Annotated in this window: 15 protein-coding genes; 10 read left to right on the top strand and 5 right to left on the bottom strand. The window is 42.3% G+C overall.

The annotated features are described in order from the left end of the window. Positions 1-2: 2 nt before the first annotated feature. The 4 genes from AAEU28_RS09415 to AAEU28_RS09400 form a co-directional block, all read right to left on the bottom strand. A complete protein-coding gene (locus AAEU28_RS09415; RefSeq protein WP_421963880.1) occupies positions 3-359 on the bottom strand; it encodes a cupin domain-containing protein in 357 nt (118 codons plus the stop codon). Between the two features lie 149 nt (positions 360-508). After that, positions 509-1,201: a polyphosphate polymerase domain-containing protein gene (locus AAEU28_RS09410; protein WP_404395529.1), complete on the bottom strand. Its 693-nt coding sequence runs from the start codon at positions 1,199-1,201 to the stop codon at positions 509-511. After that, positions 1,198-3,834 (bottom strand): hypothetical protein, encoded by a 2,637-nt coding sequence (locus AAEU28_RS09405; RefSeq protein ID WP_421963879.1) that lies wholly within the window; start codon positions 3,832-3,834, stop codon positions 1,198-1,200. Before AAEU28_RS09405 ends, AAEU28_RS09410 begins: the two co-directional genes overlap by 4 nt. A 2-nt stretch (positions 3,835-3,836) precedes the next feature. Next, positions 3,837-4,562: a DUF4956 domain-containing protein gene (locus tag AAEU28_RS09400; protein WP_421963878.1), complete on the bottom strand. Its 726-nt coding sequence runs from the start codon at positions 4,560-4,562 to the stop codon at positions 3,837-3,839. Between the two features lie 255 nt (positions 4,563-4,817). Here AAEU28_RS09400 and AAEU28_RS09395 point away from each other — a divergent pair, with 255 nt between their 5' ends. Next, on the top strand, positions 4,818-6,218 hold the full coding sequence (locus tag AAEU28_RS09395; RefSeq protein WP_421963877.1) for a DUF1566 domain-containing protein: 1,401 nt from the start codon (positions 4,818-4,820) through the stop codon (positions 6,216-6,218). A 12-nt stretch (positions 6,219-6,230) separates the two neighbouring features. Next, complete coding sequence (locus AAEU28_RS09390; RefSeq protein WP_421963876.1) at positions 6,231-6,851, top strand: hypothetical protein; 621 nt, start codon at positions 6,231-6,233, stop codon at positions 6,849-6,851. 25 nt (positions 6,852-6,876) lie between these two features. On the opposite strand, the gene AAEU28_RS09385 is transcribed toward AAEU28_RS09390, so the two are convergent. After that, the gene (locus tag AAEU28_RS09385; protein WP_421963875.1) at positions 6,877-7,554 is read right to left on the bottom strand and encodes a tRNA (adenine(22)-N(1))-methyltransferase; all 678 of its coding nucleotides are present in this window, start codon (positions 7,552-7,554) and stop codon (positions 6,877-6,879) included. Between the two features lie 141 nt (positions 7,555-7,695). Between AAEU28_RS09385 and AAEU28_RS09380 the strand changes: the two genes are divergently transcribed. The 8 genes from AAEU28_RS09380 (at position 7,696) to AAEU28_RS09345 (ending at position 12,639) form a co-directional block, all read left to right on the top strand. Further along, positions 7,696-8,151, top strand: coding sequence for a GNAT family N-acetyltransferase (locus AAEU28_RS09380; RefSeq protein WP_421963874.1), 456 nt, complete (start codon positions 7,696-7,698; stop codon positions 8,149-8,151). Positions 8,152-8,173: 22 nt separating this feature from the next. Further along, the gene (locus AAEU28_RS09375) at positions 8,174-8,572 is read left to right on the top strand and encodes an ACT domain-containing protein (RefSeq protein WP_421963873.1); all 399 of its coding nucleotides are present in this window, start codon (positions 8,174-8,176) and stop codon (positions 8,570-8,572) included. Positions 8,573-8,581: 9 nt separating this feature from the next. Beyond that, positions 8,582-9,178 (top strand): class I SAM-dependent methyltransferase, encoded by a 597-nt coding sequence (locus AAEU28_RS09370; RefSeq protein WP_421963872.1) that lies wholly within the window; start codon positions 8,582-8,584, stop codon positions 9,176-9,178. Positions 9,179-9,300: 122 nt separating this feature from the next. Beyond that, positions 9,301-10,002, top strand: a complete 702-nt coding sequence (locus tag AAEU28_RS09365; protein WP_421963871.1) for an aspartate/glutamate racemase family protein — start codon at positions 9,301-9,303, stop codon at positions 10,000-10,002. Positions 10,003-10,011: 9 nt separating this feature from the next. Continuing rightward, positions 10,012-10,554 carry a hypothetical protein gene (locus AAEU28_RS09360; RefSeq protein ID WP_421963870.1) on the top strand — a complete coding sequence of 181 codons (543 nt, stop codon included), beginning with the start codon at positions 10,012-10,014 and terminating at the stop codon, positions 10,552-10,554. 21 nt (positions 10,555-10,575) lie between these two features. Beyond that, complete coding sequence (locus AAEU28_RS09355) at positions 10,576-10,935, top strand: hypothetical protein (RefSeq protein WP_421963869.1); 360 nt, start codon at positions 10,576-10,578, stop codon at positions 10,933-10,935. Positions 10,936-10,948: 13 nt separating this feature from the next. Next, positions 10,949-11,818: an NAD-dependent epimerase/dehydratase family protein gene (locus AAEU28_RS09350; protein WP_421963868.1), complete on the top strand. Its 870-nt coding sequence runs from the start codon at positions 10,949-10,951 to the stop codon at positions 11,816-11,818. A 104-nt stretch (positions 11,819-11,922) separates the two neighbouring features. Then, complete coding sequence (locus AAEU28_RS09345) at positions 11,923-12,639, top strand: SIMPL domain-containing protein (RefSeq protein ID WP_421963867.1); 717 nt, start codon at positions 11,923-11,925, stop codon at positions 12,637-12,639. Positions 12,640-12,915 lie beyond the last annotated feature (276 nt).

The following is a 12,915-nucleotide window of genomic DNA, read 5'->3' as shown; positions in this document are numbered from 1 at the left end:
AATTACAGTTTGCTGTTTTTTATTTCAGTTTCAACGATGATGACTTCAGTGTCGCCGATGTTTTTAACATTATGCGTGCCGCCAGGCATATACAGAGTTTGGCCATCTTTTACAGTAATAATACGGTCAGGCTTGCTGGTATCTTCAGGCGTGATGGCAAGTACGCCACCTTTAACAAAATACACAACGCGGTTTGCATAAATATGAGTATGCACGCCTGACTCGCTACCCGCAGGGTAAGTAGCTCTGATCACTTCAACGTCTGTGTTATCGAGTAAAATTTCTTTTTTCGCTTTGGTGGCTGCAAAGCTCGATGTGCTAACGATGAGCAGCGTGGCTAAAAATATGTATTTCATCATATTGATATAATTATTGTTTTAAGTTTTTAAATACTATGACGTATTTTAAGCGTATTGCAAAGCGCGATATAAAATCGCGCCTACAGGGAGTGAGTTAGCGCGGTCTCAACTGTGGCTGTAGGCGTGGGTTTACCCCACGCTCAACATAGCTATTGCCACATCAGTTGTCGAATACCATTCACATACTTTGAATGACGGGACTGACGAAGCGGGCAAGTAGCTAACAAACGGCTTAGCTCTTTCTCAAATTCAGCATCGGCTTTGAGCTCAAGCAACACATAATCTCCGAGCGGCACACTTCTATGCAGGTTTGCATCGGCTTTATACCTTTGGTCATAGACACAAATGTTTTTATCAAATGTCGCCCTAATTTTCTGGCAGTTCGAAATAAAATACTGGCGCGTATAGCGGCAGATAAGCACGGGCGTGTGCTCAACACCCCAGAGTAGCTGCCCTTGCTCAGGAAGTTTGTCAAAGCTGAGTTTTAGCGCTTTGGCCCAGCTAAACTCTGGATCATCAAAATCAAACTGGGTATCGAAAGTGACCTTGTAACCTTTCCCCCCCTGACGATGTTTAAACTCCAGTTTGGCTTTATTGGCATCATCGAGTTGATTGTACCAACGAATGCGCACTTTCTTGCGGACACTGATCCCACTGAGGTTTTCTTCATAGCGCTCTAAATGGGGGGTATCTAAATATAAGCTGTTTACATCCCGGTCAGGAAAATGTGGCTTAAACCACAACGCATGGGTCATTAGCCATATTCTAACTTCTTCTAAACGGTTAAGCGGAATAGGGATCTTAACCTCGAAGCGATAATTTGGTGTGTTATCTGTATTCATCTTGGTTTATCCGATTTCATAATTGTTCTGTAAAGGCCCTTTACATCGAGGTCTTGGCTATCTATTGCAGTGCCATTAATGGTAAGCACGCTGCCAGTTTCGACGGTGATTTTATTTTCACATTGAGCGTCTAAGCAGTTAAATTCACTGACATCTAAAATTGCACCACCAAAAATTGGCTTTTTCGAATAGCTCATAAGGGCGTGATGTTTAACGTTTTCAGCCGTGATATTGGTTGCTGTTATCTTGGTATCGTCTTTGGCAACTAGGCCGAAATTAACGTTGTTAAAACGCGCGGTGTTCACCGTTAAATGACTGCGTTCACCACCTGATATGGCTTTGTCTCTTACTCCATTGAATGACACATTATTGAGGGTAAGTTTTGAACCACTGACATCAATACCGTCCCCGCCAGAGCGAAAACCTATGCTTCTAAACTCACTGTCATTGACGGTGCCCACGCAAAAGTCACAGTCAAAGGCATCAGACAGTGCATTGGTTATCAACATGCGATTAATTTCGATATCACCATTAATGATATTTAAGCCATCTTCTGATTGATTTTCACTAATGTGAATGTCTTCAAGGAGCACAGGTGTTTTAACAAAATAGGTTGCACCGCGCGGTTGCCATAAGCCTAGCTTAGGATTACTCGAATAGCTGATATTGAGATGTCTAACAACCGATTTAGGACTGTACTCGTTTGAGAACACACTGAGTCCCGACCATTTTCGGCTACTGACTTGTTTGGTTAATGATGCTGGATTATCAGCAGTGCCTTTCACTGTTAGGTGACCGAACACCATCAAGCCTGCTTTGGTAGCGAACTCTAAGTGAGCGCCTGCAGGCAAAACCAACTCAGTGTTATCAGGGGTCACCAAAAAGTCGTTAATTTGCCAAGTCCCCGGTTTTACATACCAATGCCCTGCATTGACTTCAATAAACGGGTATTGACTCATTAATGAAGTGTTTAAAGGTTGTGGGCGAGGAATAAAGTGCAGTGGCGCGATGTCTTTTTTAAACTGAAAAGTAGCAATTTTCTTGCTCGCTAAAGCTGCACGTAAATCAACTGCAACAATGTCAGCAGGTAAGTTAATGTTGAGCGCTTCGCCTGGGTTCAATACCCGAGGAAAGTCTGCGTTAACCTCTTCAAGCTCAGAGCGATCATCATATCGGTTCAGACCGGTGATACTTTTTAAGTGCAGTGGTTCTTTATCGTTGTTGACGAGCTTTAATACGCCACTTCCAGATCTAGAATTAAAGCGCGCTAAGATATCCCAATTGGCGTGGCCTGCGTAATCCTGCATATGTTGGTGCAGGCTCGCATCAAACTGTCCAATATTTTGGCAATCATTTCCTTGATAATCACTTTGCCAGCACATGACTTGGGTTTTCATAACCGTTAAATCAAAAGGCGCCAATAGCGGGCTGTCGCCATGTAATTTGTTCAGTAGTGTTTGCTCATAGGCTTGTAATTCAGGGATTAAGTTTTGATTAATACGTTCAATTAAGGTTTGCTTAGCCACATCATAATGAGAGCGAATAATAGGATCATCTAACATGGCTTTTGACAATACAAAGTCGTGGCTTGGTGGCGTCATTAACCAATTGTGTTTAGCTGGTGTAACCGCCACATCACTTTGAATTGGTTCAAATTTGGCTAAATGCGGATTGTAATACCAGCGCCAGTTATTCCATGTGAGTGCATGCCATGCGCCCCACAGGTCAACCGTGGCTAAGTATTGACCCATTTTTTTAGCATCAAATACATCGCTGGCAGGGCGTTTTTTATTTAAAAAGTCATCCAGTAGCGCAAGTGCAATTTGTCTTTGTTGAGCAAGAGCGGGGTTGCCGAGAATGGTGCCGCGTTGCAACTCACGAGGTTTTAGCATGCGCGTGATCTCACCGGCACTATTTTGAGTTTGTTCATGAATATCAAGTCGAGCTATTAAACCTTCGGTACGATCATTCACAGCAAGTAATGATTGGCTGAAGGCTTGCTCTACAAACATGGTGCCCCAATCGACGCCGTTTAGCACGACGCGAACAGGAATATTTTTAGGCGTAATAATATCAAAGTCTGCCAGTTCCAATGTTTTGCTGAATAAACTCGGGCCTTGATGAATGCGCACATTGGGGGCTACTAAAGCAAATTTTCTAGATTCAAATAAGGCTTTTTTCTTTTTCAGCTCAAAGCGCAATGACCAACGGGTGTCGTTGCTAACATGATCAAGCATGTCACCTTGAAGACGCACTTTGGCAAAGTACTTTTGTTGGTTTAAATAAAGGGTGGCATTCACTTGATTGCGCTGTTCGGCAATGATGCCGTTTTTAAGCGCGTTGTTTCTATCTTGTTCAAGTTTGAGCCAGTCCTGATATTTAATATCGACTTTGATAACAGGCAAGTCTTTATCGGCAGTCAGCAGGCGCTTAGGTGCAAGGCTGATGTCTTGCACCAATTGCATGAGTTTGCTTTTACCATCTTCGTAGTGGGCAACATAGCCGTTATGGATCAGGGCTATTTTTACTGCATTCACTGAGGGTATTAACAGTACTATAAGAATTAACACGCCCAGCATAAACGCCTTGCGTTCGGGTGGGGTGTAGGCGACTTTAGGCGTATCGAGTCTCATAACTACACTCCCGCAATATTGTGTTGCTCAAGCAGTGAAATGTTGATCCCTTGGTACTTTTGCTTCAATGCATGCATGAATTCATCGATTTGTTTGGCTTCTTTGATTGAGATAAAGAAAGCGGCATCGAAGTGTTGCTCGCCGGTATCAAAGCGGCGCAATTCAAGGCGATCAACATATTGCTCTAAAATGTTTTTTACATCCGAAATAGTAATGTTCACATCGGGGTCGTCACTGCGATAGTTGAGCGATAGAAATAAGCCGTTCTCTTGCACATCTTTACTGTGACGCTTCTTAACCCAAGTCACTAACAATAGAGTCACAACACAAGCCACAATGGCTGCAAGGGTTTGTCCGGCACCTAGAGCAACGGCGACACCTATATTTAAGAATAAATAAACAAGCTCTTCAGGCTCTTTGATTGGTGTTCTGAAACGCACAATTGATAATGCACCAACTAAACCAAGCGCTAAAGCAAGCGACGCTTTGACCACAGTGATGATCAAAATAACCGTGAGCATAAGAAGCGGGAAAAGACGAGAGAAGTCTTGGCGATTACAAAATGCACTGGCGTACTTTCTGAAGTGGTAGCCAATTAAACTCGCCATAATAAAGCCCATCAGCAAGTTCAAAATTAAAGCGCCAAGTTGCACGCTGGCATAAGGGAAAAACATCGAGCGGATGTCTTTAGGTAAAAACGCAATTAAGAGGGGGTCGACAGTTTCCATAATCAGTCCTATTAGTGTCTGCAGTATAAGCGCGGTGGATTTACTATCGAATCTGAACTTCTGATAAGAGATAAACTAATCATTGATATCTAAATTAGTAAATCTCTTATCCAAAGCTCAGTTTCACTCCAAATCCTTATCGGTATACTTAAGTTGTAAAATTAACTGGGGAAATTGCAAACTTTGTGCGCAATTTTTTTTGGTATAAAAATTGAGCGTTAGTTTTTATTGAGTAGGCACAATGAGATATGGACCATGATATTACTGAAAACTGCGCCATTATTAGTTTTACTGGGCTTAACAGCGGGTTGTAAATATGAGCCTGCGGCTGAAAATAAACCAACGACAGCGAATAATACGACTTCAAACTCAGCGGGAAATTCGCAAAATGCAAATACAACTGCACCCTTAGCGCGAATTGAAATTGCAAAATGCGACGGTGAATGCACCTGTGATGAAATTGTGTCGCCTTATAACGATACCGGCGTGACGTTCGCGGGGGATTATCCTGACACTAACTTACCGCAATGTGATTTACAGTCGGGGTTCAACCAAGATTGCAGCACGGGTAGAGATACACAAACTAATTTACTGAAAGTCGGCGCGGGTGATGCGAGTTTTGATTACACTAAGCTAGATGCACAAGGTCAGCCATTAGTGGCTGATGCCGAGCAATGGCAATGTGTATTTGATAATGTCACCGGCCTAATTTGGGAAGTTAAGAGCCCTGAAGGCTCTGGATTACCTCAAGACAGCAGCTTTTCTTACTCTTGGTTTGATGAAAACTTACCAAACTACTCAACTGCAGATAATGGCGTGTGCGATGACAACTGCGACACGCAAAGTTACCTTGAAAAGCTCAATACAAAAAAACTCTGTGGTTTTGATGATTGGCGACTGCCTAACAAAATTGAGCTACAAGATTTGGTGCATTATGGACGCTCTCAACCGAGTATCGACGCAGATTACTTCCCCAATACTAAACTGGGCTTTTACTGGACTAGCAACCTTGATGCGGATGATTCTAATAGTGCATGGTCGGTCGGCTTTAGTTATGGCCGTGTTGCAGGAGGCGTTAGCTCAGAGCCAAGAATGGTGCGAGCGGTGCGAGGCACCCCCAACCTCTATGCCTTTTCGAGCACCTTGAGTGACACAGAAATCACCGCGGTGAATCGTCAGCAATTTGCCTCAAAGCAACGTTGTAATGAAAAAATCAGCTTTACCAGCCCCGCTGAGCGCTACTTACAAGACGATCAAGGCAATATTCTCGATAAACAAACAGGGCTTATTTGGAAGCGCTGCGCAGCTGGGTTAAGCGGCGAAGATTGCGAACAAGGTGAAGCCGAATTTATGGATTGGCAGCAAGCTTATCAATATGTTGCTACGCTCAATGATGGAAGTCCAAATTCGAATTGGCGTTTACCTAGTATAAAAGAGCTACAAGCCAACAATGAATTTGCCTGTGAGGAGCCTGCGTTAAACCCATTTGCTTTCCCAAATATTCCCATGGGTAAGGTTTGGAGTGGCACACCGCATAATAAATTTGAAGACAGTAGTTATAACTACGAATATCAGAACAGTATTATTTTTTATAGCGCTCGCACCGTTAAGCACTTTGTGCATGCCGTAAAGAGCTGTGCTGCGAATACCAAATAGAAGGAGAGCAGTATGAAATACGCTAAACATGCTTTATTTGCTGGTGCCCTGTTGTTAAGTGGTGTAAGCAAAGCCGAAAACGTTAATTTTTATAATTATTCTTATGGCTTTAGTTATCAGGCTTTGAGTGTCAATGACATCAATGAAGGCACAGAGCTGGATATGCAAGTAGACGATATGGCCCATTCCATTGGTATTTATTATAAAGGCGAACCGCGCAGCTTTTACCAATTCGCCATCGGTTTAGACTATGTGTACATTGAAGACGACAACCCGTTTAGTGAGGATGTAAAAAACGCTGTTACCGGTGAGAAGCTTAGTCGAGAATCGAGTGTCACGGGCACCTCAATTTATGGCGAATTGGGTTTGATTTTAAAAGATCACTTAGTCGAGAACCTCACCATAGGTGTACTTGGCGGCTATCGTTATAACAACATCAGTCGCTCCATTTTCCGCTGTAGCAGCTGTGAAGAGCAAGAGCTCGATAATTTCAAAAGCTCGAGCTACATAAAGCCGTTTATTGAATATCAGTTCACTCGTCGTATTCATGTTCAGCTTGGCTATAGTCATTACTTTAATGATGAAGGCTTTGATAGTAGCATTGGGCTGCACATTAGTTTTATGTCGTTGTAGTAATTTAATTTCCAGAGTCTTGGCATTAAGGCTTTATAGACGGCACGATTTGCTCATAGGCAGAAATAATATGCGCCACATCGCTATTTTTGCCTTTAGCAATGCGTTGGTAGTGGCTGAGCGTTTGTTTCAAGTATCGTTCGGCTACGTCGAGTTGTACTTCATTGTCAGCTTGCCAGAACTGCTCACCGACCGCCGAGACTGGCTGGTCGTTTAATTTAGATGACAGCAACATGACTTCGTAATAACGTTTTTTATCTTCAACTAAGGCCTCTTGCACTAAAGCTAATTTCAGTTCATTTAGCTTGGCTCTTAGCGTGAACAGGTGATGCACGGGGCAAACTAAGTAATCAATATCTAAGTTCGGATGTTGCGCATTGATGCTTGCAATAAATTGCGCGGTTAAATCGCCACCCACGCCAGCAATAATCACTAAATGTTTGCCTTTATGATCTTGCAAAGGCAGATGAGACACATCTAAACAGTGAACTTGCCAGTTATGCTCGTCATAAAACGTTTGCAGCTTACTTTCAAGACTTTGCATCAGCTCAGGGACAATATCGACAAAATGTACGGTTTCATTGTTTTGCTTATCTAAAAGTGCCGCACCTAAATATCCGTGATCACAGCAGCAGTCCCAAATATGATCATAGTGAGGTGACACCATAGACTCGAGTAATTTTAAGCGTTTGCTGAGTTTCAAATTTGGCCCTAACCTGAGAGTTTAAATATAAAAAACGCGTTATTGTAAGGCGTTTAAAAATTTTGGCGAGTATCTTAAGGATTTAGTGTTAAGGTGCTGATTCTCACACTGTAAATACAACATAAACTTTTTCGAGATAATATGGAAATTCAGAGAGTTAACAATGAAGACTTAACCGCCATTACAGATCTAGTCGAAGCCGTTTCTAAAGTTGCTGTGCTACCGCATTTTAATGAGCAAGGTAAGCAAGAATATATTGCACGGGTGCTACCCGATATAAAAACGACTTTCGACAACGATGACTTTGTTACTGTAAAAGCGGTATCAAATAATACCTTATTAGGCTTTGCCGCAATGAGAGGCGGAAATTACCTCACGCATTTGTTTGTGTCGCATCAAACACAAGGGCGAGGCATTGGTCAAACGCTATTGCAATACTTACTTGATTCGACTGATGCGCAAGAGATAAAACTCCGTTCAGCAGTTAATGCCATCGATTTTTATTTAAAACATGGTTTTGAAATAACCGAGCAAGAAGGTGAGTTTAACGGTATACGATTTGTGCCAATGTCTTTGATAAGGTCAACATTGTCGTAAGTTGATGCATAAAGGAGAAAACATGTCTGGCATTAAAGAATTAGAGACGCTTTTGCAAAGTATGTCACCTGAATTACAAGATGGGGAGTTTGTTTTTTGTACTGTAAAGAGCTCGCTTTCTGAGGTTGTGTCGTTGCAACCAATTGCGACCTTTATGGAGCAAGAAGGGCTTACTGCAATTGTTGAAAAGCGACTAGCAGAACAAGCAAACCTAGAATTTGATGGTGTGTTTAAACTCATCACCTTAACCGTGCATTCAAGCTTAGATGCCGTGGGCTTAACGGCTGCAGTTGCCACTAAACTTGCAGAGTATGGTATTAGCGCGAATGTAGTTGCAGCGTTTTTTCATGACCATATTTTTGTGCAAACCGACAAGGCAGAGCAGGCGGTGTTGGCACTAAAAGAATTTGCCAATGAATAAGGCTTTGCCATGAAACCTGAAGAAATAGGCAAAGCCTATGATCAAATAACCGAGCGTTGGGCCACAGATACTTTCAACATGTCTAACGGTATTACGCAGCATGAAAAAGCCATTACTTTTACTCAAAACAGAGGAAAAGCGCTTGATATTGGCTGTGGTCGTACAGGGCGTTTTATTGAATTGTTGTCTCAAACAGGTTTTGATGTTTCAGGGCTTGATGTCTCCCAAAAGATGCTCTCGCTTGCAAAACAGCGACACCCGCAAATCATTTTTGTGCACGCTGACATCTGCAGTTACGACTTACCTCATAAATATGACTTTATAACAGCATGGGACAGTATTTGGCATATTCCTTTAAATGAACAGCGTAATGTTATCGCTAAAATCGTTAACAGTTTAAATGCGGGTGGTGTGTTTATTTTTTCATTTGGTGGTACTGAGTCAGAAGGCGCACATACTAACTGTGCTATGGGCCCTGAGGTTTATTACTCTTCTTTAGGCACCAATGGTTTTGTGTCACTGCTAATGGAGTTGGGCTGTACTATTAAGCACCTTGAGTTTGACCAATACCCTGAACTGCACACTTATATCATTGCCCAAAAGTAAAGTGCCCAAAAGCAAAGAAGCAGAAGAGCAACCTAAAAATCATACTGACAAAATAGGGTTGCTGCTTAAGACATTTTCTGAAAAAGTGAGTGTATAAAAATATCGCAACAGGAGTGCTCACCATGAAAACAATAGGCCTATTAGGTGGAATGAGTTGGGAGTCTACGGCAAGTTATTACAAAGCCTTGAATGAAGGCGTTAAAGCTAAACTGGGCGGCTTAAACTCGGCAAAAATTTGCTTGTATAGTGTTAACTTCGACGAAATCGAGCAGTTACAACACCAGGGTAAATGGGCCGATACCGCAGTGATTCTAGCTGATGCTGCAAAGTCAGTAGAGCGTGCAGGTGCAGATTTTTTGATGATCTGTACGAATACCATGCATAAAGTAGTGCCAGAAATAGAGGCTCACATTAGTATTCCTATTCTTCATATTGCCGATGCGACAGCACAGCGTTTAGTGCAAGATGGGGTTTCGAAAGTTGGCTTATTAGGCACCCAGTTCACCATGGAACAAGACTTTTACAAAGGCCGTCTGAGAGATAAATTCGGCATTGAAGTCATTGTGCCTAACAAAGATGACCGCGAGATTATTCACAAGGTGATCTACGATGAATTATGCCGCGGGATCATCAATCAATCTTCTCAAGAGCAATACCTTAAAATTATTGCTCGCCTTCATGAACAGGGTGCACAAGCGGTGATCTTAGGGTGTACTGAAATTGCTTTATTGGTTAATCAAGCGAGTACCTGTATTCCTTTGTATGACACCACTGAAATTCATGCCCAGCAAGGGGTTGAGTTTGCGTTAAAAGACACGCTTTAGATGCTGCAAATGAAACAAACAAAAGTTATTGCACTGAGCGGTGTTTCTGGTGCAGGGAAGACCTCAGTCATTAAACGTCTAGCTGAAGAGTTTAATAGCCCGACATTATTGTTCGACGATTTTGTTGAGCCGGATACTTACCCTTTAGATATGAAGGCATGGTTGCATCAAGGTGCAAATGTTTCGCAAATAAAGTCACCCAGATTTACCAAAGCGCTCAGTGAATTAAAGGTACATAGTGATTCGCAGATGATTTTCATTGAAGAACCCTTTGGGCGAGAGAGGGCTGAAATCGCCCATCTAATTGATTATGTGATCATGCTCGATATGCCTATGGAAGTGTGTTTATCAAGAGTGATCCAGCGCCATCTCACACACAGCAATGACTCGTCTACAACCCTAAGTAACTATTTGCGAAAATATGACGACCATTTGCGAGATGTTTATATTAGGGTGTCAAATAAGGTAAGAGAAAATAGTGATTTAGCAGTCACAGAGTTAGAGGATGTTGTAGGTTTGGCTTCAATGCTCTCGAAATGGTTAAAACAATAAATAAAAATTAAAGGATAAGAAATGGATTTATTTGATATCTTTCAGCAATATCAGATTCAAAAAAATAATTCAGAATCATCAGAACGAACCAGACAAGTTCACCGTCAAGCAACTGATAACCAAGTTGATATCGTTGAATTACAAAGCAAAATTGATCATCTATCACTTGTTTGCATGGCTTTAAGTGAGTTAATAGCAGAAGTAGGGTTCGATCGAGAAATGCTACTTGCCAAAATGAAAGAGATTGACTTGAGAGATGGAAAGGCTGACGGTAAGTTTGCGCCTCAAAATCGTTGTACAAGTTGCGATAGAGTCGTATCGGCTCGCCATTATACTTGTTTGTATTGTGGCACGAAGTTGAATAAAACCAGTCCATTTTAAATAAGAGATAGCCATGAAAGTGTTAGTGACGGGCTCAGCGGGCAGAGTCGGGCGTGCAATTTATATTAAGTTAATGCGTACCCATCAAGTTGTAGGCTTAGATAAAACACCTTGCTCTACCGCCGATTACATTGGTGACATTCGAGATAAAACGCTGATCCAGCAAGCCCTTGAAGGGGTCGATGTCATTATTCATACCGCAGCCTTACATGCGCCCCATGTCGGATTATTATCTGATGATGAGTTTCAATCTATTAATGTCGATGCGACAGAGCAATTAGCCCTTGAGGGTATTAAGCTGGGGGTAAAGCAGTTTATTTTCACCAGTACCACCGCACTGTATGGTCATGCATCGACTCCCGAACACACCGCTGGCTGGGTGAATGAGCAAATCACTCCACAGCCAAAAACTGTGTATCACCGCAGTAAAATTGCCGCAGAAGACAAGCTGAAAAGTATTTCTGATGTTTTTAAACTGCCTGTGACCGTACTGCAAATGTCTCGCTGTTTTCCTGAGCCGGCCGACTTAATGGCGGTATATCGACTCACTCGGGGTATCGACGCACGTGATGTGGCAAGTGCGCATTTAGCCGCGCTAGACACGCGCCTAGCTGGGTTTAATCGCTTTATTGTCTCAGGCAAAACCCCGTTTAAAGCATCAGATTGCCCGCGTCTATTCAATGACGCCGCAGGTTTAATAAAAGAGCAAGCCCCAGAATTAGTTGAGGCGTTTTTACAGCGAGGGTGGACGTTACCTAATCAACTAGACCGTGTTTATGATTCTTCTGCGGCACAGCAAAAATTGGGGTGGCAACCAAAACATGGTTTCGAGTCGGTAATCGACATGCTTGATAATGAGATGGCCGAGGTTTTACCTATTTAATTTACTCTTTAAGTACTTAGTCTCTATCGCTCATATTTGGTTAAGTTAGCTAAGCTAAGATTTAGCCTGTTGAAATAGAAATAACAAAAATCTAAGGACATGTGATGCAAACTAAAGCAAACAACAACCTGATATTGGCATCGGGGATTTTTTTGGGACTGACATTATTTGCGGTCATTGCCTCGAATGCGGCCATTTCAATTAAAGAATATGAGCGCACCGTTACTGTAAAAGGTTTGTCTGAGCGCGAAGTGCTGTCTGATGTGGTGATCTGGCCAATTCAATTCAGCGCTGCTGAAAATGACTTAAAAGCTTTGTATGAGTCACTTGATGAGAAAACGGCTCACATCAAAGACTTTTTAGAAAAAAACGGCATCAAGTCTGATGATATTTCATTTACTTCTCCGTCTGTGACTGACAAGTCGGCGCAGCAATGGGGTGATAACGCTCGCGCTGAGTTTCGTTATACTGCGCAGCAAAACGTCACCGTTTATTCACAAGACTTAGACGCAGTAAGAAATGTTATGGGTAAGCTGTCTGAGCTTGGCAAACAAGGTATCGTGTTTACCTCGGGTAGCTATCAGTTTCAAACCGAATACATCTACTCCAGCTTGAATGAACTTAAGCCTGATATGATTGAAGAAGCGACCAAAAATGCCCGTAAAGTGGCGACTAAATTTGCCGAAGATTCAGGTAGTAAGTTAGGTAAGATTAAACGTGCTTCACAAGGTCAATTTAGTATTTCGGCACGAGACAGAAACAACCCGCATATTAAGAAAGTGCGCGTTGTATCAACCGTTGAGTATTATTTGTCAGATTGATTTTATACGCGCTTTTTGAATGTGTTTGCATGGGGTACACCCATGCTGTAGGTCGGGCTTTAGCCCGACAAAATATTCAAACCATGGCGAAATAAAATACTCGACATAAAGTCGGTGCTACCGGAGCTTAAAACTTTGTCGCCGTAAACGACAACCTTGTATCTCTCCTTGATGAGTGTTTAGCTAGCACTTATCAATTCTGGAAGTCAGTGAGCTTGACGACGACCTGAGCACTCAGATGCTGTTTTGTAGATTGGGCCCTGACTTCCTAACCTC

Origin of the sequence: Pseudoalteromonas sp. SS15 (assembly GCF_049257195.1) — a bacterium.
GTDB lineage: Bacteria > Pseudomonadota > Gammaproteobacteria > Enterobacterales > Alteromonadaceae > Pseudoalteromonas.
Note: the sequence above shows the minus strand (reverse complement) of the source record. Positions and strands in the feature narration are given on the sequence as shown.